Annotated in this window: 29 protein-coding genes; 11 read left to right on the top strand and 18 right to left on the bottom strand. The window is 68.0% G+C overall.

What is annotated here, in order from left to right; all coding sequences use genetic code 11:
* Nucleotides 1-107: 107 nt before the first annotated feature.
* A complete protein-coding gene (locus tag ACWDOP_RS02905; protein ID WP_456343634.1) occupies nucleotides 108-1,757 on the bottom strand; it encodes an acyl-CoA synthetase in 1,650 nt (549 codons plus the stop codon).
* A gap of 183 nt (nucleotides 1,758-1,940) precedes the next feature.
* Here ACWDOP_RS02905 and ACWDOP_RS02900 point away from each other — a divergent pair, with 183 nt between their 5' ends.
* Nucleotides 1,941-2,789 (top strand): oxygenase MpaB family protein, encoded by an 849-nt coding sequence (locus ACWDOP_RS02900; RefSeq protein WP_456343633.1) that lies wholly within the window; start codon nucleotides 1,941-1,943, stop codon nucleotides 2,787-2,789.
* Nucleotides 2,790-3,163: 374 nt separating this feature from the next.
* Here ACWDOP_RS02900 and ACWDOP_RS02895 read toward each other — a convergent pair whose 3' ends face one another.
* The gene (locus ACWDOP_RS02895; RefSeq protein WP_456343632.1) at nucleotides 3,164-3,580 is read right to left on the bottom strand and encodes a DUF4333 domain-containing protein; all 417 of its coding nucleotides are present in this window, start codon (nucleotides 3,578-3,580) and stop codon (nucleotides 3,164-3,166) included.
* 246 nt (nucleotides 3,581-3,826) lie between these two features.
* On the opposite strand from ACWDOP_RS02895, the gene ACWDOP_RS02890 reads away from it, so the two are divergent.
* Complete coding sequence (locus tag ACWDOP_RS02890) at nucleotides 3,827-4,654, top strand: alpha/beta fold hydrolase (protein WP_454206861.1); 828 nt, start codon at nucleotides 3,827-3,829, stop codon at nucleotides 4,652-4,654.
* 400 nt (nucleotides 4,655-5,054) lie between these two features.
* Here the strand turns inward: ACWDOP_RS02890 and ACWDOP_RS02885 are convergent, their stop codons facing one another.
* The 3 genes from ACWDOP_RS02885 to ACWDOP_RS02875 form a co-directional block, all read right to left on the bottom strand.
* Nucleotides 5,055-5,192 carry a hypothetical protein gene (locus ACWDOP_RS02885; RefSeq protein ID WP_456343631.1) on the bottom strand — a complete coding sequence of 46 codons (138 nt, stop codon included), beginning with the start codon at nucleotides 5,190-5,192 and terminating at the stop codon, nucleotides 5,055-5,057.
* A gap of 254 nt (nucleotides 5,193-5,446) precedes the next feature.
* Nucleotides 5,447-5,896, bottom strand: a complete 450-nt coding sequence (locus ACWDOP_RS02880) for a DUF6640 family protein (protein WP_456343630.1) — start codon at nucleotides 5,894-5,896, stop codon at nucleotides 5,447-5,449.
* Between the two features lie 21 nt (nucleotides 5,897-5,917).
* Entirely contained in the window at nucleotides 5,918-6,490 is a 573-nt protein-coding gene (locus ACWDOP_RS02875; RefSeq protein WP_456343629.1) for a TetR/AcrR family transcriptional regulator, read from the bottom strand.
* A gap of 199 nt (nucleotides 6,491-6,689) precedes the next feature.
* On the opposite strand from ACWDOP_RS02875, the gene ACWDOP_RS02870 reads away from it, so the two are divergent.
* Both ACWDOP_RS02870 and zomB read left to right on the top strand, forming a co-directional pair.
* The gene (locus ACWDOP_RS02870; RefSeq protein WP_456343628.1) at nucleotides 6,690-7,235 is read left to right on the top strand and encodes a dihydrofolate reductase family protein; all 546 of its coding nucleotides are present in this window, start codon (nucleotides 6,690-6,692) and stop codon (nucleotides 7,233-7,235) included.
* 72 nt (nucleotides 7,236-7,307) lie between these two features.
* Nucleotides 7,308-9,149, top strand: coding sequence for a flagellar motor control protein ZomB (zomB, locus tag ACWDOP_RS02865; RefSeq protein ID WP_456343627.1), 1,842 nt, complete (start codon nucleotides 7,308-7,310; stop codon nucleotides 9,147-9,149).
* 16 nt (nucleotides 9,150-9,165) lie between these two features.
* Here zomB and ACWDOP_RS02860 read toward each other — a convergent pair whose 3' ends face one another.
* The 4 genes from ACWDOP_RS02860 to ACWDOP_RS02845 form a co-directional block, all read right to left on the bottom strand.
* Nucleotides 9,166-10,020 (bottom strand): hypothetical protein, encoded by an 855-nt coding sequence (locus tag ACWDOP_RS02860; RefSeq protein WP_456343626.1) that lies wholly within the window; start codon nucleotides 10,018-10,020, stop codon nucleotides 9,166-9,168.
* Between the two features lie 181 nt (nucleotides 10,021-10,201).
* Complete coding sequence (locus tag ACWDOP_RS02855; protein WP_456343625.1) at nucleotides 10,202-10,795, bottom strand: hypothetical protein; 594 nt, start codon at nucleotides 10,793-10,795, stop codon at nucleotides 10,202-10,204.
* Nucleotides 10,792-11,112 carry a type II toxin-antitoxin system PemK/MazF family toxin gene (locus ACWDOP_RS02850; RefSeq protein ID WP_456343831.1) on the bottom strand — a complete coding sequence of 107 codons (321 nt, stop codon included), beginning with the start codon at nucleotides 11,110-11,112 and terminating at the stop codon, nucleotides 10,792-10,794. Before ACWDOP_RS02850 ends, ACWDOP_RS02855 begins: the two co-directional genes overlap by 4 nt.
* Nucleotides 11,113-11,153: 41 nt before the next feature.
* Nucleotides 11,154-11,303, bottom strand: coding sequence for a hypothetical protein (locus ACWDOP_RS02845; protein WP_454206838.1), 150 nt, complete (start codon nucleotides 11,301-11,303; stop codon nucleotides 11,154-11,156).
* 74 nt (nucleotides 11,304-11,377) lie between these two features.
* On the opposite strand from ACWDOP_RS02845, the gene ACWDOP_RS02840 reads away from it, so the two are divergent.
* Entirely contained in the window at nucleotides 11,378-11,806 is a 429-nt protein-coding gene (locus ACWDOP_RS02840; protein WP_456343624.1) for a hypothetical protein, read from the top strand.
* A 415-nt stretch (nucleotides 11,807-12,221) separates the two neighbouring features.
* Here ACWDOP_RS02840 and ACWDOP_RS02835 read toward each other — a convergent pair whose 3' ends face one another.
* Both ACWDOP_RS02835 and ACWDOP_RS02830 read right to left on the bottom strand, forming a co-directional pair.
* Nucleotides 12,222-12,833, bottom strand: a complete 612-nt coding sequence (locus ACWDOP_RS02835; protein WP_456343623.1) for a TenA family protein — start codon at nucleotides 12,831-12,833, stop codon at nucleotides 12,222-12,224.
* A gap of 282 nt (nucleotides 12,834-13,115) precedes the next feature.
* Nucleotides 13,116-13,799, bottom strand: coding sequence for a hypothetical protein (locus ACWDOP_RS02830; RefSeq protein ID WP_456343622.1), 684 nt, complete (start codon nucleotides 13,797-13,799; stop codon nucleotides 13,116-13,118).
* Between the two features lie 296 nt (nucleotides 13,800-14,095).
* Here ACWDOP_RS02830 and ACWDOP_RS02825 point away from each other — a divergent pair, with 296 nt between their 5' ends.
* Nucleotides 14,096-14,716, top strand: a complete 621-nt coding sequence (locus ACWDOP_RS02825) for an NADPH-dependent FMN reductase (protein ID WP_456343621.1) — start codon at nucleotides 14,096-14,098, stop codon at nucleotides 14,714-14,716.
* Nucleotides 14,717-14,724: 8 nt separating this feature from the next.
* On the opposite strand, the gene ACWDOP_RS02820 is transcribed toward ACWDOP_RS02825, so the two are convergent.
* Nucleotides 14,725-15,162: a hypothetical protein gene (locus ACWDOP_RS02820; RefSeq protein ID WP_456343620.1), complete on the bottom strand. Its 438-nt coding sequence runs from the start codon at nucleotides 15,160-15,162 to the stop codon at nucleotides 14,725-14,727.
* Between the two features lie 469 nt (nucleotides 15,163-15,631).
* Here ACWDOP_RS02820 and ACWDOP_RS02815 point away from each other — a divergent pair, with 469 nt between their 5' ends.
* Both ACWDOP_RS02815 and ACWDOP_RS02810 read left to right on the top strand, forming a co-directional pair.
* Nucleotides 15,632-16,081, top strand: coding sequence for a response regulator (locus ACWDOP_RS02815; protein WP_456343619.1), 450 nt, complete (start codon nucleotides 15,632-15,634; stop codon nucleotides 16,079-16,081).
* A gap of 82 nt (nucleotides 16,082-16,163) precedes the next feature.
* Nucleotides 16,164-16,859 carry a PAS and ANTAR domain-containing protein gene (locus ACWDOP_RS02810; RefSeq protein WP_456343830.1) on the top strand — a complete coding sequence of 232 codons (696 nt, stop codon included), beginning with the start codon at nucleotides 16,164-16,166 and terminating at the stop codon, nucleotides 16,857-16,859.
* A gap of 1 nt (nucleotide 16,860) precedes the next feature.
* Here the strand turns inward: ACWDOP_RS02810 and ACWDOP_RS02805 are convergent, their stop codons facing one another.
* The gene (locus tag ACWDOP_RS02805) at nucleotides 16,861-17,343 is read right to left on the bottom strand and encodes a DUF6968 family protein (RefSeq protein ID WP_456343618.1); all 483 of its coding nucleotides are present in this window, start codon (nucleotides 17,341-17,343) and stop codon (nucleotides 16,861-16,863) included.
* Nucleotides 17,344-17,639: 296 nt separating this feature from the next.
* On the opposite strand from ACWDOP_RS02805, the gene ACWDOP_RS02800 reads away from it, so the two are divergent.
* A complete protein-coding gene (locus ACWDOP_RS02800) occupies nucleotides 17,640-18,878 on the top strand; it encodes a serine/threonine-protein kinase (RefSeq protein ID WP_456343617.1) in 1,239 nt (412 codons plus the stop codon).
* Between the two features lie 34 nt (nucleotides 18,879-18,912).
* Here the strand turns inward: ACWDOP_RS02800 and ACWDOP_RS02795 are convergent, their stop codons facing one another.
* Nucleotides 18,913-19,794: a helix-turn-helix domain-containing protein gene (locus tag ACWDOP_RS02795; protein ID WP_456343616.1), complete on the bottom strand. Its 882-nt coding sequence runs from the start codon at nucleotides 19,792-19,794 to the stop codon at nucleotides 18,913-18,915.
* A gap of 244 nt (nucleotides 19,795-20,038) precedes the next feature.
* On the opposite strand from ACWDOP_RS02795, the gene ACWDOP_RS02790 reads away from it, so the two are divergent.
* Both ACWDOP_RS02790 and ACWDOP_RS02785 read left to right on the top strand, forming a co-directional pair.
* Nucleotides 20,039-20,953: an alpha/beta hydrolase gene (locus ACWDOP_RS02790; protein ID WP_456343615.1), complete on the top strand. Its 915-nt coding sequence runs from the start codon at nucleotides 20,039-20,041 to the stop codon at nucleotides 20,951-20,953.
* 40 nt (nucleotides 20,954-20,993) lie between these two features.
* Entirely contained in the window at nucleotides 20,994-21,371 is a 378-nt protein-coding gene (locus tag ACWDOP_RS02785) for a DUF2255 family protein (RefSeq protein WP_456343614.1), read from the top strand.
* Nucleotides 21,372-21,493: 122 nt separating this feature from the next.
* Here the strand turns inward: ACWDOP_RS02785 and ACWDOP_RS02780 are convergent, their stop codons facing one another.
* The 4 genes from ACWDOP_RS02780 to ACWDOP_RS02765 all read right to left on the bottom strand — a co-directional run bounded on the left by ACWDOP_RS02780 (nucleotide 21,494) and on the right by ACWDOP_RS02765 (nucleotide 25,361).
* Nucleotides 21,494-22,366, bottom strand: coding sequence for a MerR family transcriptional regulator (locus ACWDOP_RS02780; RefSeq protein WP_456343613.1), 873 nt, complete (start codon nucleotides 22,364-22,366; stop codon nucleotides 21,494-21,496).
* 72 nt (nucleotides 22,367-22,438) lie between these two features.
* Entirely contained in the window at nucleotides 22,439-23,452 is a 1,014-nt protein-coding gene (locus ACWDOP_RS02775) for a DUF5914 domain-containing protein (RefSeq protein ID WP_456343612.1), read from the bottom strand.
* The gene (locus ACWDOP_RS02770; RefSeq protein ID WP_456343611.1) at nucleotides 23,449-25,038 is read right to left on the bottom strand and encodes an FAD-dependent oxidoreductase; all 1,590 of its coding nucleotides are present in this window, start codon (nucleotides 25,036-25,038) and stop codon (nucleotides 23,449-23,451) included. The genes ACWDOP_RS02775 and ACWDOP_RS02770 overlap by 4 nt, the downstream gene beginning before the upstream one ends.
* Nucleotides 25,035-25,361, bottom strand: coding sequence for a lycopene cyclase domain-containing protein (locus tag ACWDOP_RS02765; RefSeq protein ID WP_454208915.1), 327 nt, complete (start codon nucleotides 25,359-25,361; stop codon nucleotides 25,035-25,037). Before ACWDOP_RS02765 ends, ACWDOP_RS02770 begins: the two co-directional genes overlap by 4 nt.
* Nucleotide 25,362 lies beyond the last annotated feature (1 nt).

Genomic DNA, 25,362 nt, shown 5'->3' with positions numbered 1-25,362 from the left:
CGCTCCGGACCGGTAGGACACTTCATCCAATACGGCGGTCGCGGTTCTGGATAGAAGTGTCGAACGGCGGTTGCGTGTCCGGTCGTGGCCGTGCGAGTACCGTGCTGTCAGTCCGTGGTCGCGTCCAGCCGCGCCCGCACCAGCTTTCCGGTGGCGTTGCGCGGGAGTTCGTCGATGAACACCACCTCGCGCGGCACCTTGTGGCGGGCGAGGTTGGACTTCACGTAGTCCTTGATCTCCTGCTCGGTCGTGGCGGCCTCGGGGGCGCGGACGACGAAGGCGCGCAACCGCTTTCCGAAGTCGCGGTCGTCGACGCCGATCACCGCGGCCTCGAACACGTCCGGCCGGGCGGCGAGCAGGTTCTCCACCTCCAGCGGGTAGACGTTCTCACCGCCGGAGACGATCATGTCGTCGTCGCGGCCGTCGATGAACAACCGCCCGTCGGCGTCGAAATGACCGATGTCGCCGCTGCACAGCAGGCCGTCGACGATCTCCTTGTGCCGTCCGTCGGTGTAACCCGCGAAACTCAGTCCGCTGGAGACGAAGATCGTCCCGATCACGCCCGGTTCCTCGATCTTCCTGCGGTTCTCGTCGTACAGGGCCACGCGGCAGCCGACGGGCGGGCGGCCCACCGTCCCCGGGGCGGCGCGCAGGTCCTCGGGTGTGGCCACCGCGGCGACCGCGACCTCGGTCGAGGCGTACAGGTTGTACAGCACGTCACCGAACGCCTCGGCCGTGCGGCGACTCAGATCCGGTGAGACCGACGATCCCGCGGCGAAGATCACCCGCAGCGAGGAGGTGTCGTACTCGGCGAGCACCTCGGGCCCGAGATCGACGATGCGCTGCAGCATCGTCGGCACCAGAATCAGTGCCGTGGCGCGATATTCGGCGATATTGGCCAGGGTCCGGCGCGCGTCGAACCTGCGCTGCTGGAACACGATTCCGTTGCCCAGGCCCCAGCCCAGTGTCAGCTGGGACAGCCCGGTGCCGTGGAAGATCGGCGCGGCCATCACGAAGGTGCTCTCGCGCGGCAACGGCACCCGGTCGAGGAACTGCGCGGACTGCAGCGGTGAAACCTTGTCGCGCGGAGCGCCTTTGGGAGTGCCCGTGGTGCCGCTGGTCAAGATCACGATGCCGCCGGGGCGCTCGGGCGCCGGTACCGAACCGCCGTCGTGACTCGCGATCAGCACGTCGGCGGTGACCGCGCGGCGGTCGACCTTGTCGTCGGCGTCGACCCAGGTCAGCACGCGCGGAATCGCCACCGGGATGGCGGAGAGCAGATCGAGGAACTCGCTGTCGTGCAGGACCATCGCGACCCGCTCGCGTGCCACCACGTCGGCGAACTGCGGCTTGGCGAAGCCGGTGTTCATCAGCACCACGCGTGCGCCGAGCCGGCCGGCGGCCAGCAGGGACAGCACCATGCCGCGATGGTCGCGGCACAGCGTGCCCACCACCTCGCCCGGGCGCAGGCCCGCGGCCGACAGTCCCGCCGCCAAGGCGTCGGCCTGCCTGTCGAGCTGGGCGAAGGTCAGCGGCCCGCGCTCGTCGATGATGGCCACCGAGTGCGGATTTCGCCGCACGGAGTGGTTCAGGACGGTGACGAAGGGGCCGAAGATGTCCGCGTCGCGCAGCGAGCGCACGATCTCGCGGGGGTCGCGCAGTTCGAGCATGCCGCGTTTGTTCAGCACCCCCAGGGCCGCGGCCGAGTCGGTCAGGGTGCGCAGCACCTGACGTGGTGATTGCCTCGTGATTCCCATCGGCCCTCCGCTCGCCGGGGCCCCGGCGCATCCGCGCGGGGCCGCCACCCATCGCCCGAAGCGTAGCGCACTATGAGAATCTTCATTCACATAATTTGTCCGGATCGAGCGTTCCGCATTGCCTCACCCCGGGCGCTCTGAGAGAATTGATCATCAAATGACTCATCGACTCGCAGGGTTGTGATGGCGCTACCGATCGAGAACTCCCCCGTACCCGTCGCCGCCGATGACGCGCGCCCCTATATAGCGGGCGCGGGCGCTCTGCTCGGCGGGCCCGCCAACGTCGTCATGCAGCTGAGCCTGCCGCCGGTCGGCCGCGGCGTCGTGGAAAGCACGGTGGCCAGCGGCAGTTACGCGCTGCGCCCCGCCAAGCGCGGACGCACCACGCTGACCTACCTCGCGGTCGCGATACTCGGCACCGACGAGGACCGCGCCGCCTACCGTGCCGCGACGAACACCTCGCACCGGCACGTCCGGTCCCGACCGGGAAGTGCGGTCTCCTACAACGCTTTCGACCCGAACCTGCAGCTCTGGGTGGCCGCCTGCATCTATCGGGGCGTCGCCGACGCGCTGACGCTGCTGTACGGCCCGCTCGACGACGACTTCGCCGACACCCTGTATCGGCATTCGAGCCGGTTCGGCACCACGCTGCAGATGCGACCCGAGCAGTGGCCGGCCGATCGGGCCGCCTTCGCGGCGTACTGGGACGCCAAGGTGCCCGAGCTGTCCTTCGATCCGGAGGTCAAGCGGTATCTGCTGGACCAGGTGATCGACCTCGGACCCTACGGTCCGGTGCGGCGCACGGCGTTTCGCGGCCTGAATCGCTTCTTCACCACCGGGTTTCTGCCACAGTACTTCCGGGACGAGCTGGGCCTGAGCTGGAGTCCGCGCCGGCAGCGGGTTTTCGAGATCGCCATGCGCACGGTCGGACGCGTCATGCTGCGCCTGCCCGAGCACTGGCGGCTGTATCCACTCGACGCGTACCTGCGCGACATGCGTCGGCGCCGCGCCGCGGGCAAGCCGCTGGTGTGAGTGTTCTCCGCTTGACGGTAGGAGAATTGCGGGTAACTTAACAAGCGCGTGAGTGGGCTGTGCTTCGCTACGCCGACGTTGACGCGCCCTCGTGACGTGCTGTTTGCGAGTCGGGGCTCGCACCCGGGCGGTGGCGGAACCGCTGAAACCGACTGTGCCACGCGGGTTCAGCGAGCATGGGCTGCCCGCTAGCCCGGCTTTGCATCCTGCCATTCGGTGGAATCCGTTGTCGGACAACGGCTTCACCGTCGATCACCACGCTCCCGCCGAGGGCTGGGGTGCGACGCAAACGGTGGCCGCGACCGTTCGGCGCCTGATCCGACCCGTGTGAGCCTCCAGCATCGCCCTGCGGCGCTGACCCGCGCAGAATCGGTTCAGCGCGGCCGACCGACCTCGTACGTGCCATCTGCGCGGGTGACACGGACGGTGACCGATTTCGGTTCCCCGCCGACGGTGGTCGTGCAGGTGTACTCCGCGCCAACCGTCACGATCATCGCCTTGGGGCAGCTCACTTCGCCCACGTCGGAGATGCCGTAGCTGTCGCGCAAGACCTTGCCGACGCCCCTCTCCACGCTGACCCGGTTCAACCGGTCGACGTCGTCCTGCGGTGCCGAGCTGGAGGTACCGGTGGCCGGAGAAGTGGGTGTAGCAGCCCGGGCTGGATCATCCGAGTCCAGGACCGATACCAAGACGATCGTCACCAGCAAAGCCACACCGAGGAGAGCGCACACCACCACCGCGATCGGCAAGTGGCGCAACGATTGTGGACGTTGTGGGGTGGGGCCGGTCATGGTCGTCATCCTTGCATGAGCGCTCAGACCTCCGCGTTGAGCTCCCGCCCCAGCGACGATCCTCACGATTTCCGTGCGTAGCTCGGAGCCGACGGGTTCGGCAGGCGGTGCCAGACAGGTGACACCGCCCGTTTGCCATTCGGTAACGGTGTTGATCAACACGTTGTTCGGACGCGTATCCGCTCCTAGCGTTGGGCACATCTCGCAATGACCATCCATGACCGAATCTCGGTATCAGGAGGACCCATGCCTGTGTGTACGACGCGTGACGGAGTCGGTATCCACTACAAGGATTGGGGAGCGGGTCGCCCGGTCGTCTTCATCCACGGCTGGCCGCTGAACGCGGACGCCTGGGAAGACCAGATGAAATGGGTGGCCGACCACGGATTTCGGGGGATCGCCCACGACCGGCGCGGACACGGGCGTTCGGACCAGCCGTGGACCGGCTACGACTTCGACACCTTCGCCGACGATCTGCGCGACCTGCTCGAGCATCTCGATGTCCGGGACGTGACCCTGGTGGCCCATTCGATGGGCGGCGGCGAGCTGTCGCGGTACATCGGACGGCACGGCACCGACCGGATCCGCACCGCGGTGTTGCTGTCCGCGATTCCGCCGCTCATGGTCCAGACGCCGCAGAACCCGGAGGGCGTGCCCGAGGCCGTGTTCGACCAGATCAAGAGCGGAATCATTACCGAGCGGTCGCAGTTCTGGCAGGAGACCGCCGTGGGGTTCTTCAGCGCGAACCGTTCGGGGACGAAGGCCACGAAGGGCAACAAGGACGCGTTCTGGCTGATGGCGATGCAGGAGAGCATTCAGGCGGGTGTGGCGTGCGTGGACGCGTTCGCGTACACCGACTTCACCGACGATCTGAAGAAGTTCGACGTCCCCACGCTGCTCATTCACGGCGACGACGACCAGGTCGTGCCCATCGACGCGACGGCCCGCAAGGGCGTCGAGATCATTCCCGACGCCACCCTGATCGTGTACGAGGGTGGTTCGCACGGCATCGCCATGGTGCCCGGGGACAAGGAGCGCTTCAACAACGACCTGCTCACCTTCTTGAAGGTGTGAGCTCGTTCGAGCACCCCTGAAGGCCCCCGCGACGCCTATGCATCTCGTCGGCTTTACCTCAAGCGACCAGTTTGTGTCATGTCACCGACTTCGCGTGCCGACTTGGCCCTCGCGGGGGTCAACGCCACCCGGGCGGACGCCCGAATGCGTTAGCTTCGAAATGTCCGGACAGCAAGTGGTACAAGGTGACTCGCGTACCAGCGCCGGTGGTGCACCCCCGCAGGGTGCGGCGGCGAGCCTCAGACTCCCGTCGTCGTACTCGGTCCCGCATCGCGCCGGCGCCACGCGGGTCGCCGCTGTCCGGACCCGGGACGGTCCGGACGCCTGTTCAGCTGCCAGGTGTCCGGACCGCCCGTGACAAAGGAGTCGGACTGCGACCGTTAGTCGCCGTCGTGTGGGCCTATCGGCTGCCCGCGGCCGGGTCGCCGTCCATGATCGTGTCCCACCACTGGCTCAGGGGGCTGGGGTCCGGCCACACCGCTACGACGGGCCCCTGAGGTTCGGGGGCTACCTTGTCGGCCTCGTTGATCACCCGCACGGGGAACGCTCCTTCCGAATGGAATATCGCTCACGCTCGCGATCAGTCGACTGTCGCCGACATATTCATGATCCAGTGCAAGTTTTGCTGCCGGTTTTCTGTCAAGTTACGGTTAGCGTTCATGCGGGTGTCCGGCAGGCTCGAACGGCGACATAATCGGCTGATCGCGAGGGTTGCCCGTCGATCGCCGACGTGGTCTGGTGACGTCGAATACAGCCGTTCGCCGTGGCGTCGAGGTATGTGACCCAGGCCCGTCAGCGCCGTTCCGTGCGTACGCTGAGCAGGACGGCGATCGCGAGCAGGATCAGCAGGACCAGGGCCAGGAACACCTGGGGGTGCAGGCCCAGGACCGTGGGGTTGTCGAACCCTGGATCCGTGACCGCGGTGCCCGGGAAGAGGGGCGCGCTCAGGAGGGCGAGCCAGGGAGTGGACAGGATCGCGCAGGCCGGCCACAGGTGAGAGCGAGGGTCGTTGCCGCGACGCCACAGCAGTCCCAGCGCGATCACGCTCAGGAGCACCGTCATGGCGATGTACTGCGCGTCGTGGAATTTCGCGTGCGGCGGCCACGCGTCGTTGTGCAGGTGCTGGGCGGCGCTCGCGGGGATCACCAGGTCGGCGAGCACCGCGCCGAGCGCGGTGACGACCGCGACGATCGTGGCGACGATTCTCGGGGCCGACGGCCGGGTGGAGGTTGGTGCGGTCATGATGTGTAATCCCTTGCTGGGTCAGGGTTTCGAGGTGTATCCGCGTAGGAAGTCGTCGACGACCGCGTCCACGTAGTCGAGATCGAAAGTGCGATTGGCGATCAGCTTCCGGAAGAAGAGCGGGCCGTGCAGCTGATCGACGGCGAGGTCGACATCGAGGCCGGACGGTAGTTCGGCGCGGGCGAGCGCGGCGGCGAGGATCGCGCGGGCGGGCCCGGTGCCCGACCGATACAGCACCCCTTTGACCTCGGCGAACTTCGGGTCGACGCCGGCGCGTTCGACGATCACCCGCATCCCCTGCTCGACGCTCGGTTCGTGCAGCATCGCCCGGGTCGTCGCGAGGGCGGTCCGCAGGTCCGCGCGCAGATCGCCGGTCCACTCCGGCTGCGACACCGCGATGTGCTGGATCACGGTGTCGCGCACCAGATCCGGCACCTCGGGCCAGAGCCGGTAGAGCGTGGCCCGGCTGATTCCGCTGCGCGCGGCGACGGCGCCGTGGGTCAGTCCGGCCAGCCCCTGCTCGATCAGCAACTCGCGCGCCGATGTGAGTGCGGTGTCACGACTGCGTACGACGCGTGGATCCGGTGGTCGCACAGCCCTCCTTATGAGACAGATTGTTTCAGAGATACGAGACAAACTGTATCGAATTTCGCCGCGCAGGGCACGCGCAGTCTGGGAATACGACGAATCCGTTGAGCGTCACTTAGCGGTGTGTTGCTGAAATACGCCTTGTTGGAGTGGCTTTCGAATCGCGATGCTGGGTGCACAATCACGCACACTCGAAGGGCTGCCCATGCGCAAGATCATCGAATCCACTTTCGTCACCACCGACGGAGTTGTCAGCGACCCGCACGTGTGGGGAGCGCAGTACTGGGATGACGAGCACAGCGAGTATGGGTCCGAGTTGCTGTTCGCCTCCGACGCGCTGCTGCTCGGCCGCGAAACGTATGAGGGATTCGCGCAGGTGTGGCCCACCCGTCCCGCCGATGATCCGTACGTGGCCCGGATCAACGCACTGCCCAAATACGTCGCGTCGCGCACCCTCACCCAGCAGGACGCCACCTGGAACGCCACCATCCTGCAGGGCGAGGTCGTCGACGCGGTGCGGGAGCTCAAGGACCAGGACGGCGGGAACATTCTCAAGTTCGGCACCGGGTCGCTGTCACACGCGCTGCTCGACGCGAAACTCGTTGACGAGTACCACTTCTGGATCTTCCCCGCCGTCGCCGGCACGGGTGAGCGACTCTTCGACGGCTACGCCGACGTCGCCCACCTCGACCTGCTCGGGACGACCACCTTCAAATCCGGCATTGTCGTGCACCGTCTCGCCCCGCGCTGATCACGGCCGCGATCCGCCGGACGGGTACCGGCGCCATCCGTGGCTCGTAAATATGGTACGTATGTACCAGTTATGGAGGGGGTACTTCGCATGAGACGGTCGGCCCGCGTCACTCTGATTGGCGAGATAACCTGCACCGCCGTACTGTTCGCCATGGGTGGCTGGGAGCGTCGCTGGATCGCCGACGACGGGCTGACCGTACTTCGTACGGTGCGTAACCTCTTGGCGGGCAACGGGCCCGTCTTCAATCAGGGTGAGCGGGTCGAGGTCAACACCAGCACCGCCTGGACCTACCTCATCTGGTTCTTCGGCTGGATCACTCAGGCGCGCCTGGAGTACGTGGCCCTGGGGCTCGCGCTGACCCTGTCGGTCGCCGCGATCGTCTTCGCCATGCTGGGTGCGGCCCGGCTGTGGGGTGGCGCGGGTTCGGTGCTGCTGCCCGCGGGTGCGCTCGTCTACATCGCGATACCGCCGGCTCGGGATTTCGCCACCTCGGGGCTGGAGTCCGGGCTGGTCATCTGCTGGCTGGCGGTGTTGTGGTGGTTCCTCGTTCGATGGAGCAGGAGCGAAAGCCCGCGTCCGGCAGCGGTTCTCGGGCTCTCGTTCTGGATCGGCCTGGCTCCGCTGATCCGGCCGGAGATGGCGGTGATCGGCATCGGGGCACTGCTGATGGTGGTTTGCGCGCCGTTGCCCTCGACACCGTTGCGGCCGTGGGTTTTTCGCGCGGCGATCGTGGCGGCGGCGGGTGCGGTGCCCGGCGTATATCAGGTGTGGCGCATGGGTTACTACGGTCTGCCGTACCCGAACACGGCCGTAGCGAAGGACGCTACCGGTGCGAAGTGGCGGCAAGGGTCGCTCTACCTGTGGGATCTGGTCGGACCGTACTGGCTGTGGGCGCCGCTGCCGGTGCTGGCCGTGGGGGCGATCGTCGTGGCGCGGTCCAGATCCACCGGCGGCTCACCGTCCCTCGCAGGCGTGAAAGCCGCACCACGCGAACGCGTTCGCGACCTCCGTACACGTGTACGGACCCCCGCGACGGTGGTGATGCTGATGCTCGGCACCGGTGTGCTGTTGACCGTGTACGAGATTCGCGTGGGTGGCGATTTCATGCACGGCCGGATGCTGCTGCCGCAACTGTTCTGCCTGTTGCTCCCGGTGATGGTGCTGCCCCTGCGGCTATCGGTCGATCGGGTGTTCGCGGTCGTATCGGCCGCCGTAGCGGGCAGTATCGGCTGGGCACTGGTCATCGCCGACACCACCGCGATCACCACGGCGAACCGGATCACCGCCGCCGGTGTGGCCGACGAGCGTCTGTACTACATCCAGAACACCGGCCGTGCCCACCCGATCCGCGCCGAGGACTACCTGAACTATCCCCGGATACGAGCCATGCTCGCGGACGTCTCCAACACCCCCGGTGGCGGCTTGCTGATCAACACCCCGACGTTCACCGCCTGGCACGTCGTCCCACCCCCGGCGCCCCTCTCCACCCCGGCCACCGGGCACACCGTGTACTACGTGAATCTGGGCATGATCAGCATGAACATGCCCCTGCACGTACGCGTCATCGACCCCGTGGGCCTGGCCTATCCCCTGGCCGCGCACACCATCCGGTTCCCGGACGCCCGCATCGGCCACGACAAGAATCTCGACGCCGACTGGGCGATAGTCGACGCCCGCGTAGCCGTCTCGCCACCCGGTCTCCCCCAGTTCATCGACGAAACGTGGGTGAGCCGCATCCGAACGGCCATCACCTGCCCGGACACCCAGGATGTTCTGGACTCGACGCGAGCGCCGCTCACTCCAAGTCGGTTCCTCCACAACGTCTTCCACGCACTTCCCCACGCCCGCTACCGCATTGACCGGGTCCCCGAGTTCGAATTGGCCCGCTGCAACCTGACTTCCGTACGGTGAGGACCGGGCGGGCGGGTTATTGCATCGACAACCCCACCGGGTGCGCCCAGTCCGCGTCGCACACCCACATCCACAACGCGTACCCGCGCCCGATGACGATCCCCGTCGGATCCTGCTCGGCCCGGGTCTGCGCCCCGACCGGATGCCACAGGTCCTCGCCGTCCCATTCGACGCCATGTGCCTTGAGCAGCAACGTCATCGACGAACCACATGCATCGCAGCGCATCGGCTGCGGATCCGAGAGATTCCAGGCGGCGTATCCGCCGACCTTCCACCCCATCGTGATCGACCGCCCCCAGCTGTACCGCAGCCCGGTGCGCTCTTCCCACGCCGCGACGCGAGCGGCCAGGTCCGCGGGCAGCAGATCGTGGTACTCGTACTCGGTGATCCGTTCCGGTGACACCGTGCACGGTGCGGGCACATACATCTCGTTGCCCACCCACGCCGGGGACGGCGGACTGACCAGCGGTTCGGCGACCTCGCTCGCGGCCCGCCAGCGCACGGTCACCGCCGGCGCCCACAACGGGTCGTGGTCGACCGGACACCACAGCACCTGCAGCAGATCGGTGCCCTCGGGTCCCCGGTAGTCGGCGATGTCGCGGCGATACAGCTGCGCGACGGGGATCAGCGGCACCGGGTCGGAGTCGATCTCCTGCTCGCCGGGTCCTTCGAACTCGCGCCAGGATCGATGATCGTCGGTACAGACCGGCCACCGCTCGTCGGCCGGCCACAGCAGAGGACCACCGACCGAGCTCTCGTGCACCCCGGGCGCACCGCGCCGCGGGTGCAGGCGGGTCGCACTGCGCCGGTACGCGGCGAGCTCGGGAATGTCGGAGATGATGCCGTCGAGATGCTGCGGGGTGATGGGCACACCGCGACCGTAGTGGGCGGCTACGACAGGGCGTACCGCGCACAGTCTTTCGATCCTCCACCGAGCCGCCCGGGCCCGAGGCCCGCTCAGAAGTGGCTCCGTCATTGCCTCGAATGCCGTCAACGGATCGAGACGAGGAACCGTGCCCCCTACGCCTGAGTGAGGATCACCGCGGCCGGATCTAGCCGACCGGGCTGAGCCGGGGGATGCTGGTGCGGGTCACGGTGGGTGTGAGCGTGGTGTCCGGGAAGAAAGTCTCGCTGCTGCGCTCGCTGTGCGTGAGCGGGGTGACGGACGGGTAGTACAGCATCGCGTAACGGGGTGAATCACCTTGGAAGAACAGGTAATAGCCGTAGGTCCACGCGCTGTCCGACTCCCAGTAGTAGTCCGATTTCGGCAGGCTCTCCCAGCAGATATCGGTCGCGCCGACGCTGGCGTTGAGCGCGGCCCCGCGGATATCGGCGGGCACGGTCACCACCCGGTCCCAGTCCTGCCAACCCGCGCGCCGGGTCAGCTCACCGAACGACACCGGCGCGCCGGCCTGCGAGGCCGTGCGGGCCTCGTCGAAGAACCGATCCGAATCCCCGATCGGCTGCTGCTTCGTGCTGTCGAAGTCGAACCGGCGAGGGCAGTCCCCGGCCAGTGCGGTGGGCTCGGGGTCCGGGCGCATGACGGCCACAACGACCGCGAGCCCGGCGATGCCCGTCACGACGAGCCCGCGGACCGCGCCCACGATCACCAGGCCGATGAGCAGCGCGCGACGCGGGCCGCTCACTCGGGATCCGGGCAGCGGTACTGCACCTCGGCCGCGAACACCTCACGGATTTTCTTGCGCGTGAGCGTGCCCTCGTAGTGCGCGAGCCAGCGTTTGGGCATCGTGCGGCCCCGGGTGACATCGACCGTCATCCCCGCCCGCGGGTTCCCCGGCTCCAACAGGACCGTCAGATCGGTGGCCGGCGCGCTCGACACCGGCAACACCGCGACATGCGGTAGGACCGCGTTGTCGGCGGAATTGCTCACTATCAGGACCAGATCCGGCCCCAGCGAACTCGGCGCGGCACGACCGCCGATCGACACGGTGAACGCCCACACCTCACCCTGCCGCGGCCTCGCGGCGTCAGGATTACCAGAGGTCACCGGGCAGCGAGTTCCGCGTCCGCCGCAGCGTATTCCGCGGCCAGGGCCGCATCGGCCTCCGCGCTGTCCAGACCGTTCTCGTGATACCAGGCAGCCAGCACGGCGGCGCTGCTGTCCGCTGCGCTGGTCGAAGTGCTCGCTGTCATGGACTCGATGGTAGTGCACGCCCCTGACCGGGCGCTCTGCTCGCGCGGTTCCGGGCCCGCGCACATCCTCCCCGGTGCTGGCACTCGAGGCACAGCGGCGCTCCCGCGCGCAGTGGTTCGCGCCCTCGAAGTCCGTCCGGCTGTCGGTGGCCGGGGGTATCGTGCGGCGCACGCGGGCAGCGTGTGCGCGGCATTCGAGCAAGGACGAGGACATGAACAGCGGTCCGAGCGTTGTCGCGATGTACCACCGCACCGGCATCGACGAACTGCGCAAGATCGCCGAATTCACCCTCATGCCCGACGGCACCGCCGCCCTGACCATCTACCACCCCGTCCAGAGCGATAACGCCATCCTGATCTACCAGCGGGGCATGTGCATGTACGGCGGCACCAGCACCGCCACCGGTGAGAACGGGCCCGCGTTCATGCGCTCACTGCTCGAACCCCGTTCCGGCGGCACCTACACCGCCTTCCTGGACGAGAGCACCCCACCGGATCAGTAGCTCTACGGATCGAGCGGCGATCACGAGCTCCGACACCCAGGACGTACTGGACTCGCCCCGAGTCGGTTTCCTCGACTGCATCGCCTCCGATTCGAACCGGCGCTGTCCTCACTCACCCGAGCGTCGCGCCCAACAGCGCAGCGTCAGTCGATGCGTGAGTGGTCGACCTTCCGACGATGAGAAGGGATCTACTACCGCTCGCGGGTGCTGGTCGTCGTCGAGGTGGGGCGTGGGGGGCAGTTCGCGGCCCAGCCGCTTCTCGGCTTCGCGTCGGTTGGCTTCGATCTGTTCCGGAGTCAGCGGCACCCGGCGCGCCCGCCAGGGTTCTCGGGTCAATGCGCTCACTGCTCGCCTCCTTTGACGATCGCCTGCACGACAAAGTTGTTCTCGCGGAACGAGTTGAACGTGTTGTCCGTCAGCCGTGATCGACAGGCACGTCCCAGAACGCGATCTCGTGGCGCATCCCGGTCAGGAACAGCTCCTCCGCATTGTCGCCGCCCGCTTCATCGAGCATTTCCGCGCAGCGGGCGGTGAGCGCCGCGAAGCCGGGGTCGGCGTAAGTGTCGACCCAGCGCCGGTAGCGGGGGTCGGCGGGCGGGTTCTGCGCGAGGATGGTGCCGAGGGTCGAATAGCCCCACATGCAGGGGTACAGAGCGGCGAGGCCGTCGGCGTAGTTCGCGGCCGAATCCAGTAGGAACGCGGTGTAATTCGCGCAGGGTTCGCCTTTGGTGGCGTTGTCGAGGTCGGCGCCGAACTCCGCGGCCAGACCGCGGTGCAGCGAGAGTTCTTCGTGGAAGGTGCCGTGTGCGAGATCTACGAGGTCACCGAGGTGGGCGGCGGGCGCCTGCCAGGCGAGGCGGGAGAAGACCCGGACGTAGTCCAGCAGGAACAGGTAGTCCTGCTCCAGCCACGCGCGGAACACCGGTTCCGCGAGTTCGCCTTTCGCGATCCCCGCCACGGTCGGGTGCGCCAGTTGCTCCTCGACCAGTGGCCGCCCGAGCCGCTCCAGATGCGCCGTGAGACTCATGCGCGAGAACTCCCTACCGATTCGAATGCCTACCGATCCAGCCGAACATCGCGGCCACGAGTAGCTCGAACCGCCGCCGATCTCGACCGTCCGGCGGCGCACATACTCGCGATACTCGACCGGTTGTGCGGCGGCGCACGGTTGTTGACCGCCGCCGCCGGAAATGTATCCGAACGCGGTCGGCAACGGTGGATCCGGTCGGTGGCTCCACCGTCTACTCCGAGCTCCCGTCGTATGTGGGTGCTGAGCAGAGGCGGAAGTCGACGTACCGCTCGTGGTGCGCTACGCGCGTCGCAGGTTGCCGATCAGATCGACCGAAATCGCCTTGGCCGCGGCCTCGGACCCGGCGACCGACGCGAAACCCCGGTAACTCACATCGATGTAGGCGTTACCCGCGCGGACGAGGAGCCGGGCGTCGAACGCCGACGGTGTCAACGCCGATCGACCGAGAAGCAGGTAGGCCTCGTCCCCGATCACCGGGGTCTTCGTGCTGGGCGAGGTGTGCCCCGCGGTGAACGCGGCGGCCGTCGTATCGTGCGCGGCCGCGAGCATTCTCGGGGCATCCGTGGTGAGGGTCAGGGTCACCGCGATCGAAATATGCGGGGTGCCCGGCGTCGTGACCGTCCAGCGCGGCGCGTGAGTTCGATCGTCGCCGTTGTTCGCTCCGGCATAGGACTGCAACTCGCAGGTGGCCTTCGGCGCATGGATGGCGATCACCTCATCCGACAGCAGAGAGCACTCGTCACCGCGACCGATCGGCGCGTACGTCGCGCTCATCACCGGCGTGGCGGTCTCGCCGCTGTTCACGTTGACCAGGGCCACCACGATCCCTCCGACGCTGACCACCACCGCCAGCGCGGCCGATACGGCCACCAACCGCCACCGCGGTGTCGCCAGCGGCGGGCTCGCGGCCTGCAGAATCGGCTCGATGTCAGGCTGTGCGGCAGACCCCCCGGTGCTCGCCATGTTTCGACCTCTGCCCCAGTTCAGTTCGGATGACGAGCAGACGCTAACAGACGATCGCCGGTGACGGTATCGATTGGTGTGGCGGGGTTCGCGTGCTTGAAAAGCTATAGTGTCCTGCAGTTTTTGGTCTTCTGGTCCGCTGCCCCGCAGGTGCGGTTTCGGTACGCGAGGACCCGCGCGCCGGCCGGTGATCGCCGACCGTCTGAAAGGCCCCAACCAGGTTCGGATTTCACATGCCGCATCCCGACGATTCACGGCGCGCGCGTCTCGCGCCCACCCGAACAGGAAGGACGAGAATGGCCGAGATCAGCACGGCGAAAGTTGCGGCTGTTCAATCTATTTCGGCGTCACCGGGTGACAGGATCGCCGTCGTCGTCGGGAGCACCCGCCCCACGCGAATCTGCCCGGACATCGCCTCGTGGATCCGCGATGTCGCGCAGGAAGGCAGCTCGCTGAACTACGAGCTGCTCGACCTGGCGGAGGTCGGACTGCCGCTGCTGGACGAACCGCTCAAAGCCGCGCTGCGGCAGTATCGGCACGAGCACACGCGGCGCTGGAGTCGCATCGTCGACTCCTACGACGGATTCCTTTTCGTGTTCCCCCAATACAACTGGGGCTATCCCGCCGCGCTGAAGAACGCGCTGGGCTACCTGTACCACGAATGGCACGACAAGCCCGCGACCGTCGCCACCTACGGCACCCGGGGCGGCGGCAAGGCCGCGAGCCAACTGCTGACCGTCCTGCAGGGCCTGCACATGCGCGCCGTCGGCGAACATATGGAACTGGCGGTCGGCGACGCCGATGTCGACGACGACTGGCAGCTTATCGACGTCGGCGCCACGCTCGCCCCGTACCGGGACAAGGTCCGCGCGATCGACGAACTACTGGCCGAAGCGCTCGAGGACGACCAGCAGTAGGCCGCTGATCACCCGCCGAAGATGACCGTCACGATCGAGAACAGGAACAGCAGCACGAACAGCGCGACCGGGATGCCCACGATCGCCAGGGCGATGAGCACCAGGGGTCGGCGCAGCAGAGGCTTGCCCGGGTCCATCGGGCGGCCCGGGCCGCCGGGGATCGGGGCGGGCAGGGCGGCGATCGCCTTGTGCCCGGAGATGTTGGTGAGCATCGTGAACGGGTTGATGAACAGCGACAGCATGCCCCACCAGCCCAGCAGCAGACTCTGCTCGGTCATGCTGCGAGAGGTCGCCAGGCCGCAGTCCCGGCAGAAGGGTCCGGGGCGGCGCAGGAACTGCATGAAGATGACGAAGGCGCGGTGCCCGCGCAGGTCGACGTGGACCGCGGGCGTGGAACCGCAGTACCGGCAGTAGATCCCGTTCGCCGCCGAGACCGGGGTCGGCATCGCCGGTGGAAACTGTTGCGGTGCAAACGAACCCTGCGTGTGTCCGGTGAACTGATCGTGCATCGCACGCCCCCTCGTGTGTGATCCCCGTCGCGCCGATCGCGCGTGGCGCACGCTATCGCCGACGCGCGGTCGATGGCAACTTCGCCGTCCGCCGGGGATCGGCGAACACCGCCTCACCAGCCGAATTCCCCGGAAGTGTCGGCATCGGATAATCTCGTTCTGCCTCATCGGTCCAACAGTGCGCCGATGAGTCGAGCGCAGTTGACGAGCCTCGGCGACGTCACCTGAGTTTGATCGGAGCCCGCTTGTACCAGCGTGCCCTCGGGACGGTGGACCTCGTGTCCGTCGTCTTCTTCGGCGTGGCCACGTGCCCGCCGGGCTTCCCGAGAATCCGACAGACCGCGCGCATCCGTGTCGACACGGTGCTCGCCTCTCCACCGTCGAACTCTCGAGGAAGAACCCTCCCATGACAATCCCGGCACCCACCCGCGCGATCGACATCCTGCTCGTCGAGGACGATCCCGGCGACGAACTGATGACGCGAGAAGCGTTCGAGGACAACAAGATAGGCAACACGCTCCACGTGGCGCGCGACGGCCAGGAGGCCTTGGACTTCCTCTACCGGCAGGGCGAACACGCACAGGCCGTGCGACCCGATCTGATCCTGCTGGACCTGAACCTGCCGAAATACGACGGCCGGCAGATCCTGGAGCGGATCAAATCCGATCCCGACCTCAGCCACATCCCGGTCGTGGTGCTGACCACCTCGGCGGCGGAGGAGGACGTGCTGCGCAGCTACCGCCTGCACGCCAACGCCTACGTGACCAAGCCCGTCGACCTCGACCAGTTCATCGCCGCGATCAAGCACATCGACGAGTTCTTCGTGCAGGTCGTCCGCTTGCCCCGGCAACCATGACCGCTCCCACTTGGCCTAGTCTCCTGACTGCATTCCGACTTCACGGGTCGCCCGGCCCGCACACACTGAAACGGTGACCGATATGGAACAGGTGACCCCGCACGAGGACGCGGTGGAGCAGGTCGTCGCGCCCGAGGGCGTCGCCGAGGCCGAAGCCGTGATCGGAACGGGAACCCCGCAGGCCATCGGCAGTTTCCGGTTCTGGTTCGCGGACCAGCGCTGGGAGTGGTCGGACGAAGTCGCCGCCATGCACGGCTACGCGCCCGGCGAGGTCGAGCCGACCACCACGCTGCTGCTCGCGCATCAGCACCCCGAGGACCGCGACCGGGTCGAGGGCGCCATCACGAGCATGATCGACAACGGCGAGCCGTTCTCCAGCAGGCACCGGATCATCGACACCGCCGGTGACGAGCACGAAGTGATCGCCGTGGCCGATCTGTTCACCGACGACGAGGGCGCGGTGCTCGGCACGATCGGCTACTACATCGAGATCACCGACATGGTGCAGGGTGAGGCCGAGGACGCTCCCACCGAGTTCTACGAGGGCCGGGAGACGATCGAGCAGGCCAAGGGCGCGCTCATGCTCGTCTACGGCCTGACCCCCGATCAGGCGTTCCGGTTGCTCCGGTGGCGTTCGCAGGAGACGAACGTCAAGCTCCGCACCCTGGCCGCCCAGCTGGTGGCCGAGTTCCGCCCGCTCAGCAACGAACTGCCGCACTTCCGCACGCGGTTCGATCACCGGCTGCTGACGCTGCACGAGCGCATCGGGTCGGACTGATTCACGAGGCCCTGCTCACCGGCCAATCCGCGGGTAGCCGCAGCCACGCGCCGATCATCCGGACCGCGGTGAGCAGGGCCTGGATCTCGTCGAAGCCGGACGCCACCGCCTCGCGGCGGCCGTCGATCCGAAACCGGCAGACGAAGTACGGCTGGTCGAGCGCCCGTGTGGGCCTGGTGATTTCGACCGCGCAGGGCTCGCCGTCGGTGATCAGGATGCGGAAGGCGACGACCTCCCCGCCGTCTGCTTCCGGGGTCCGCGCCGGGGCCGGTCGCCGACTCGGCGCGGCGGGAAAATCCGTCGTGGACGCGTCGAGGACCGTGAAATCGTGGCCCGCGGTGTTGGCGCGGGCCAGCACCGCACCGACCTCCAGGAGCGCGTTGTACAGCGCGCCGATCGCGTCGACCCCGGTGACGGTGTACTCGCCCAGCCCTTCGATGCGAAATCCCGACGCGCCCGCGCCGCCGACATCGTCCGCGGGCATACCCATTTCGATCAATACGGTGCTGTCACCGTCTGCGACGGTCCGTCTCGCGATGATCTCTCCGACCTGAACGCCCACCGCGCAACGCACCTCCCATTCCTGCCGACCATCGCCCGTGCCATGTCGCCGCGTGAAAACGGCGACATGATCGCGGTACCCGCCGAACGCGATCTCAATCCCCCTGTTTTCGCTACCGATCGTCGCCGAGAAGCCTGCTGGTTACGGCACCCATGACGGTCGCGGCCGGAGGATCGGGTACTACTGACCGGGCACGGTGGGAGCAAGGAGATTCGGTCATGGCATGGTTCGGTCACTACCGCCTCGAGCGCAAGCTCGGCGAAGGCGGAATGGGACAGGTGTGGCTCGCGCACGACACGAAGACCGATCGCACCGTCGCGCTCAAGGTGCTGCCCGCCGAGCTGGCCACCGATGACATGTACCGGCAGCGGTTCGAGCGTGAGGCCCGCACGGCCGCGCGGCTGAGCGGGCCGCACCTGGTCACGATCCACACCTTCGGCGAGATCGACGGCCGGCTCTTCATCGACATGGAGTACATCGACGGCACCGACGTGGCGACGCTGCTGCGCGACACCGGGCCGATGAGCCCGGAGGCCGCGGTCGACACCGTGACGCAGCTGGCCGCAGCACTCGATGTCCTACACCGGGGCGGTCTCGTCCACCGCGACGTGAAACCGGGGAATTCGGTTGTCCACACATCGGGATTCGTCTACCTGATCGACTTCGGCACCGCTCATCACACCGGGCACACCGCGCTGACCGCGACCGGGCAAGCGATCGGCACGCTCCCGTACATGGCGCCGGAGCGGTTCCAGGGAACCGCCGACCCGCGATCGGACATCTACGCCCTGGCGTGCGTCCTGTACGAATGCCTGACCGCGACCAAGCCCTACGGAAACACCGAGCCTGCCAAGCAGATTCACGACCATCTGCATGCGACTCCCCCGCGTGTTTCGGCGGTGGATCCGCGAGTGCCCGCGAGTCTGGACGACGTCATCGCGAAGGGGTTGGCCAAAGACCCGAGCCAGCGTTATTCGAGCGCAGGCGATTTCGCGCAGGCCGCGCGTGCGGCGCTCTCGGGCGCACATCCCGCCACCGCAGTGATGACAGCTGTTCAGACGACGAACCTGCCCTACTCGGAACCGTTGACGCCGCCCGCCGAACGTTCAGGCGGTCCCGTGGTGTGGCTGGCGGCGGCGGGCGCACTGCTCGCGACGGTCGTCGCGATCGTGTGGATTGCCCAGTGGCGCGGTGGAACCGGTGACGATTCCACACCGCCGACATCGTCACAGGTGGTCACCCGGAACGCGAGTGAGCCGCCGGTGGCGCCCGCCGCGGCTGTCGCCGGTGAACCCTGCGATCCCCGCACGGACGAGACCACCTCGGCGGCGGACGGCACGCCGCTGGAATGCACCGGCGCCGGCCGGAACTCGCGCTGGACTCCGGTCGGATCCGGGGATCAGACCGAGCACGGCAAGCCGGATAAGCCCGAGAAGAAGGACAAGAAAGACAAATAAGCGGGGTTCCGGTGGTTGCCCACGAATAACCACATCAGTCCGACGTCCGCGCGGGGGTCGCGGCCCAGGCCGCCAGCAGCTGGAGTCGTTCAGCTGTGGGGGAAGCAGGCTCCGCGATGTAGGTCGAGAGAACGATCGACGGTGCGGAGTCGATCGTGAGTTGTTCGAATCCGAGGGCGAGTTCGCCGACATCCCGGTGATGGATCTTCTTCCCGCCTGCCCGGTGCCTGCCGACGTCGTGGGCCGCCCACAGGGACCGGAAGTCCTCGCTGCGGGTCGAGAGTTCGCCGATGAGCCCGATGAGGTGCTTGTCGTGCGGGGTTGCCGCGGCCTGGGTGCGCAGGATCTGCACGCACACGGCTGCCGCGTCGTCGACGTCCGCGTAGAAGCCGGCCGCTGCCGGGTCGAGGAAGACGAAGGCCGCCAGGTTGGGCGCGGTCGTGGCCGATCGTCTGGTCGGGCTGTCGTAGACGACGTCGAACAGTGCCCGTCCCAGCGGGTTCGCGGCAAGGATGTCCAGGCACCTGTTGTGGGCGATGACCGGGGTGGTGGTCATGGAGTCGATGAGCAGTTGCAGCTGCGGGGAGACTGCCGTGACGGGCTTGGCCCGTCTGCGTGCGCGGGCGGGGCGGCGCGCGTTCCGGGCGAGGTCGTAGAGATAGCCGAGCTCGTCGTGGTTCAGCTGCAGGGCGCGTCCGACGGCGTCGAGGACGTCGTCGGAAACACCGGTGAGGTCGCCTTTCTCGATCCGGGTGTAGTAGTCGACCGATACGCCCGCGAGCATCGCGACCTCCTCGCGGCGCAGCCCCGGTACGCGCCGGAGGGTGCTGCCGGCGGGCAGCCCTGCCATGTCCGGGGTGATCTTCGCGCGGCGGGTGGACAGGAAGTCCCGCACGTCCTCGTCCTTCGACGTCATGGTCTCAGGCTACGAGCGCCGTGAGTCGCCAGCCAGGCCCTGGTAGAACCCCCGGAGCGCGCGCGGGCGGGGCAAGAGGGGGGTTCCAGCCGAACCTTCCGCGTTCAGCGGACCGGGGTCAGCATGGATATCGATCGAGGGATCAGCAATTGGCCAGCTACTCGATCTGCAGTTCCGAGGCTCCCACACCCACCCGTGAGCCTCCACTCAGCTCCAAAGATCCGACGACAATCCAAGGAGAACCATGAGCACGAACACCGACATCGAGACCTTCAACGGTTACGGCACCACGCTGGCCGCGGTCACCTATCTCCCGCCGGAGTTCGACGAACACAAGAGCTATCCGGCGATCGTCGTCTCCCATCCGGGCGGTGGCGTGAAGGAACAGACCGCCGGGCTCTACGCCGGCAAGCTGGCCGCGGACGGCTTCGTCACGATCGCCTACGACGCCTCCTTCCAGGGCGCGAGCACCGGCACCCCGCGCCAGCTGGAGAACCCGCACATCCGCACCGAGGACGTCAGCGCCGTGGTCGACTACCTCACGACCCTGCCCTATGTCGACAACGACCGAATCGGTGCGATGGGGATCTGCGCCGGAGCCGGATACACCGCGAACGCGGCGATCAACGACCCGCGGATCAAGGCCGTGGGCACGGTGAGCATGGTCAACATCGGGCAGATGTTCCGCAACGGCTGGGACGGGTCGATCTCCGACGACGACGCGGCACCGGTCCTCGACCAGGCAGCCCAGGCCCGCACCACCGACGCCGCCGGGCAAACCAACCGGTTCCCACTGGCACCGCTGCGTGAAGAGGACGCGCCGAACGAGGAACTGCGGCAGGCGTGGGAGTATTACCACACGCCGCGCTGCGAGCACCCGAACGCTCCGGGCTGGATGCCCGCGCGCAGCCTCTCCCAGATCGTCACCTACGACGCGTTCCACAAGGCAGAAGCGTTCTTCACTCAACCGCTGCAGATCATCGCGGGCAGTGACGCGGGATCGAAGTGGATGAGCGAGGACCTCTACGAGCGAGCCGCGAGCACCGACAAGGCATTTCACGTCGTCGAGGGCGCGAACCACATGTCGCTCTACGACGGGGACAAGGAGGTCGCCGAGGCCGTCAGCGTCCTCGGCCCGTTCTTCACCGCCCGCCTCTGATCGGCACACACCCACGTCCCGACCGAATGGAGAACCCGCGATGACCAACTGGACACAGGACGAGCTCGATCGCATCAATGCCGAGACCTACCTCACCGTCGGAGCGACGCTGCCCGACGGCACGACGCCCAAGACCGTGGACATCTGGTCGGTGCCCGTGGGCGATCGGATCTTCATCCGTTCCTACAACGGCACGCAAGGCAAGTGGTACGGGCCGGCGCTCGAGACCGGCCGGGGCCGCGTCTCCGCCGGAACGGTGGACAAGAGCGTGCGGTTCGTGCCGGTCCCGGCCGACAACGACCAGACCAACCAGGCAGTGGACGCCGCATACCTCGCGAAGTATGCCGACAGCGAGTACGCGGTGACGATGTCGACCGAGCCCGTGCGCCGCAACACCCTCGAGGTCGTTCCCGAGTAGCTCGCCGGTCGGAACGCGGGTCTTGGCCGCCCTGCCCGGCGTCCAGGACATTCGCCTGCGGCATTACGAACTGCGCTCCGGCCCAATCGGTTCCGGGCCCGTCGACAGCAGTCGGCGACTGTTCAGGTATTAGGTGACGTCTCGTCCGAGGATGCCGTCCCGCACAGTTCTGTCAGGGCATCCGCCAGATCGCGCAGGACCCGCGTGCCGGGCGGTAGCGGGGTATCGGCCCATCCCGGCCCGGCGGGACATATCCGAGCCGAACCGGTCGCGACAACCAGCGCCGGATCGGCGGTGTCCGAGCTCTGCGACCACAGCACGACCGTGCTGCGGCGGCGGCGCCGCGTCAGTGCCGCCGCCAGGGCCGACGCGGGGAGCGAAGCGCCGAGCATGTCGGCGTGTACACCCTTCTCGGCGAGCGCGGCACGCAGTATTTCCAGTGGCAGGGTGTGGAATTCGCCGGGGGCGCAGGCGAGGATGACGGCCCCGTGCGCCACGCGGTCGGGTGCGGGCGAGACGCGGTGCAGGGCGGTGACGATCGCCCAGGACAGCAGGTGTTCGACGTCGATGCAGTCCTCGCCGAGACCCTGGCGGGCGATGATCGCCGCGAACGCCGGGCGGCACAGGTCATCCCAGGCTCTGACGACACCGTGTTCGCGAAGCCGTGCTTCGAGCAGTTCCATCACCCGCGGTGAGTCCAGGTGGAACGCGGCGTCGAGCAGTGCGTCGATGCCGTCGGCGGAATGCACGGGTGGGCGGGCCGGGGTGACGGCCCTGGCCGCGCTCGCCGGGCTCGCGCCCGCGCGCACCAGGGCGAGCATGCGTGCGGCGACCTCGATGTCGGCGCGTGAATACAACCGGTGTCTGCCGGAGCGATACTGCTGCGGGCCGATGCCGTAGCGCTGATTCCAGCTGCGCAGGGTCGCGACGGGCATGCCGAGTTGCTCGGCCACCACCCCGACGGGATACGCCTCCTGATCGCGGACTCCGGCCACGACGGCATCTCCTTCCCGCTGTGCGCTGCCCGATCGGCCCGGCGGCGCTCGAGGATGATTATCGCTCCGGGCCTAGGTCCGATGCGTTCGCAGGGCGTAGCGGCGTTCGGCGTAGGCGAGGTCGTCCCGCCACAGGCGAGTGGCCGCGTGGTTCATCAGCGGCCGCAACAGCGGCAGCGCCGTGCGCGCGTACCGGAAGCCCGGGCGGTCCGAACTCGCGATGGTCGTCTCCACCACCGCCGTGCGGGCGCGGCCGTCGGTCCCGGAACCCAGTGGGGTGGCGTGGGTTTCGACCACGCTGCCCGCTCCCTCGCCCGCGACGATGCGCATGACGATGGTGCGCGGGTCCGGGCAGGTGAACTCGGCCTGCACCGGAACCCCGAGCCGGCGGGTCACCCGGAAGGTCACCGCCAGCACGAATCGGTGATTCTCCTCGGTGATCCCGTCCCGGGGCGGAGTTCGGGTCACCTCGAGATGGGCGAAGGAGTAGGGGTGGAACCAGGAGCCGTGCCAGGGATCGAGGCGGTTGGCGATGATGTCGCGGGGCTCGCACACGCCGACCAGCCTGGTCACCGCGTGCACCGTCGTATCGGTCGGCCGCTCACCCAGAATCGGTGCGTCCGTGGGTGATTCGCCACCGAGTGCGTCCATGCGCACCCAGGCCAATACGCCGTCGTCGTGGGCCGGGTAGGGGCACCATCGGGAGGCGTCGCCGCCCGGTCCGACCCGCATACCGTGCCAGCGGCAGATCAGCGCGTCGTTCTCCACCTCCGCCGTCGCCATCGGAGCACCCAGGTGCGGGCAGGCTCCGGGCCCGGCGAGCAGGACGCCCGCGGCGTCGCGCCAGAGCACCACCTCCTTGCCGCCGATCTTGGCGCCGTACGGGCGCGATCCGGTGATCGCCGTGCTGGCGGCGACCGCGTACCAGTTGCCCGAGGGTCGCTGCTGGGACCAGCGCAGGGCCGCGGAGATCAGCCCGGGATCCGCGTCCCCGAACGTGGGCTCCTGCCGCGACCACTTCTCCGGCGAGAACCGTTGCAGCGGGGACTTCGCGGTCAGGTTGACGAGCTCGGCGCGAATACTCATCGGACGGTGTGCCTTTCGCGTGTGGCGAGTCGGCGCAGGAGTGCCGAGCGCCCCTGCGCGGGGACCGAGTGCAGGGTGTGTCCGGCCGCGTTCCAGCCGCGCAGCAGCGCATTGGCCGCCATCCAGCCGGTGGTGGCGGCCCGTTCCATCAGCGCGACCGGCAGATCGGCGCGAATGCCGTCACCGGCGAGCATCAGTCGCGGGTGCGGGGTCGTCACGCCCGGGCGGTCGGCGAAATCGCCCGGGGAGAATCGCGGGCAGTCCTGCCGCCAGAGCATCGACTCCCCCACGATGGTCGCCGCCGCGGTCTCGGGGTAGATCGCGTGCAGTCGCGCCAGCAGCCGCTCGCGCACCGCGGCGCGTTCGGCCGGTGCGGGGATCTCGTCGGCGACCGCGTAGGCGTGCAGCTCCACGACGCTGCCGCCGGTGGCCCCGGCCCACTTTCCGGCCTGCTGTTCGTAGCGGTCGACCACGCTGATGTTGTCGAGGGGATCCAGCCCGCCCGTGCCGAGGAAGCATGTGCGGTCCGGGCGCACCGGCCGATCCAGCCACAGCCGCTGCACCGCGAAGGCGGGTGCGACGGCGGTGGCCGCGACCCGTGCGCGCCAGGGTGCGTCGCCCAGATCCGGGGACGATTCGACCAGCCGTCGCAGCCCGGTGTTGTCGGTGGCCAGCACGACCGCGTCGACGCGTCGGGTCGCGCCGGTGTCGTCGGTGAGCCGGAACCCGTCGCCATCGGGGTCGATGCGCTCGACACAGACGCCCCGGTCCACCCGGGCCTCGCCCGGACGGCCCGGTGTGGGCGGCCCGGTCAGGTAGTCCTCGAGCGGGGTCCACAGGCTGACGTCGAAGTTGTCGCGCGCCACGTCGAAGACCAGGCCCTCGCTCGAGCCGAGGAAGTAGATGTGGAACATCGCCGCCAGCTCGGCCGCGGACATCCGCCGGGGCTCGATGAAGAAGCTGCGCGAGAACACCTCGAAGGCCAAGTGCCGCGCGGACTCCGGGAAGTTGATCTCGCGCAGGAAGGTGTCGGCGTCGAGGTGATCGATCCACTCGTAGATCCCCGGAACCGACACCGCGGCCAGCGGTGCGGCTGCGCGCGGATCCATGCGGATCAGGTCGCGGACGCGGAAGGTGGGGCTGCGCAGGGCGAATGCGAGGGCGTTCCAGGGTGGGGTGCGCGGCAGGCCGCGGAAGGTGTCGCGGCGGCCCCGGGCGTCGATCAGCGGATAGTCGTCGAGCCTGCGCAGCCGCTGCAGGCCGGGATCGGTGCGCCCCAGCAGTTTTCGCAGGTTGTAGTACTGCGCGAAGAAGGCGTGGAAGCCGCGGTTCATGCCGACCTCGGTGCCGTCGGGCAACTGCTCGTTCCACGCGCCGACCCGGCCACCCAGATAGCGTTCGCGCTCGATGAGCTCGACCCGGCATCCGCGTTCGGTCAGTCCGGTCGCTGCCGCCAGACCCGCGATACCGGCGCCGATCACGGCCACGCGCGGTGCGGGGCCGAGCCGGGTGAGATCGGGATGGCCCGGCGTCGCGGGATAGCGCACCCGCCGCCGATCGCGTCCGTAGCCGTCCGGGGCCGTCATCGCCGGCCGCCGATTTGGCGTTGCCGGGCGCGTTCCCAGCCCAGTAGGACCGCGGTGATCAGGGCGAATCCGAACAAGTAGTCCTCCACCGGGATGTCCCACGGGAACCGAAGTCCGAGAATGTGTTCCGGGTTGTACACCACGATCGGCGTCGGGCCGGCGGTGAGCAGGCCGTCGACCAGGACCTGGAAGCTCAGCACGATCAGCATCGTGATCCAGTACGCCGGACGCCGGAACAGGCCGGTGCGCAGCAGCTTCGACTCGATCAGGCACACCGCCACGACCGCGGCGATCGCGGGCAGCGTGTATCCCACGCCGGTGATA

The sequence above is a fragment of the Nocardia sp. NPDC003693 genome, assembly GCF_053981095.1.
This window is presented reverse-complemented; position numbering and strand designations above follow the sequence as displayed.

Excerpts from the sequence above, each read along its gene's own strand:
- ACWDOP_RS02905 (WP_456343634.1), bottom strand. The coding sequence starts at position 1,757 with ATGGGAATCACGAGGCAATCACCACGTCAGGTGCTGCGCACCCTGACC.
- ACWDOP_RS02900 (WP_456343633.1), top strand. The coding sequence starts at position 1,941 with ATGGCGCTACCGATCGAGAACTCCCCCGTACCCGTCGCCGCCGATGAC.
- ACWDOP_RS02895 (WP_456343632.1), bottom strand. The coding sequence starts at position 3,580 with ATGACCGGCCCCACCCCACAACGTCCACAATCGTTGCGCCACTTGCCG.
- ACWDOP_RS02890 (WP_454206861.1), top strand. The coding sequence starts at position 3,827 with ATGCCTGTGTGTACGACGCGTGACGGAGTCGGTATCCACTACAAGGAT.
- ACWDOP_RS02880 (WP_456343630.1), bottom strand. The coding sequence starts at position 5,896 with ATGACCGCACCAACCTCCACCCGGCCGTCGGCCCCGAGAATCGTCGCC.
- ACWDOP_RS02870 (WP_456343628.1), top strand. The coding sequence starts at position 6,690 with ATGCGCAAGATCATCGAATCCACTTTCGTCACCACCGACGGAGTTGTC.
- zomB (WP_456343627.1), top strand. The coding sequence starts at position 7,308 with ATGGAGGGGGTACTTCGCATGAGACGGTCGGCCCGCGTCACTCTGATT.
- ACWDOP_RS02845 (WP_454206838.1), bottom strand. The coding sequence starts at position 11,303 with ATGACAGCGAGCACTTCGACCAGCGCAGCGGACAGCAGCGCCGCCGTG.
- ACWDOP_RS02835 (WP_456343623.1), bottom strand. The coding sequence starts at position 12,833 with ATGAGTCTCACGGCGCATCTGGAGCGGCTCGGGCGGCCACTGGTCGAG.
- ACWDOP_RS02830 (WP_456343622.1), bottom strand. The coding sequence starts at position 13,799 with ATGGCGAGCACCGGGGGGTCTGCCGCACAGCCTGACATCGAGCCGATT.
- ACWDOP_RS02825 (WP_456343621.1), top strand. The coding sequence starts at position 14,096 with ATGGCCGAGATCAGCACGGCGAAAGTTGCGGCTGTTCAATCTATTTCG.
- ACWDOP_RS02820 (WP_456343620.1), bottom strand. The coding sequence starts at position 15,162 with ATGCCGACCCCGGTCTCGGCGGCGAACGGGATCTACTGCCGGTACTGC.
- ACWDOP_RS02815 (WP_456343619.1), top strand. The coding sequence starts at position 15,632 with ATGACAATCCCGGCACCCACCCGCGCGATCGACATCCTGCTCGTCGAG.
- ACWDOP_RS02810 (WP_456343830.1), top strand. The coding sequence starts at position 16,164 with ATGGAACAGGTGACCCCGCACGAGGACGCGGTGGAGCAGGTCGTCGCG.
- ACWDOP_RS02805 (WP_456343618.1), bottom strand. The coding sequence starts at position 17,343 with ATGCCCGCGGACGATGTCGGCGGCGCGGGCGCGTCGGGATTTCGCATC.
- ACWDOP_RS02800 (WP_456343617.1), top strand. The coding sequence starts at position 17,640 with ATGGCATGGTTCGGTCACTACCGCCTCGAGCGCAAGCTCGGCGAAGGC.
- ACWDOP_RS02795 (WP_456343616.1), bottom strand. The coding sequence starts at position 19,794 with ATGACGTCGAAGGACGAGGACGTGCGGGACTTCCTGTCCACCCGCCGC.
- ACWDOP_RS02790 (WP_456343615.1), top strand. The coding sequence starts at position 20,039 with ATGAGCACGAACACCGACATCGAGACCTTCAACGGTTACGGCACCACG.
- ACWDOP_RS02785 (WP_456343614.1), top strand. The coding sequence starts at position 20,994 with ATGACCAACTGGACACAGGACGAGCTCGATCGCATCAATGCCGAGACC.
- ACWDOP_RS02775 (WP_456343612.1), bottom strand. The coding sequence starts at position 23,452 with ATGAGTATTCGCGCCGAGCTCGTCAACCTGACCGCGAAGTCCCCGCTG.
- ACWDOP_RS02770 (WP_456343611.1), bottom strand. The coding sequence starts at position 25,038 with ATGACGGCCCCGGACGGCTACGGACGCGATCGGCGGCGGGTGCGCTAT.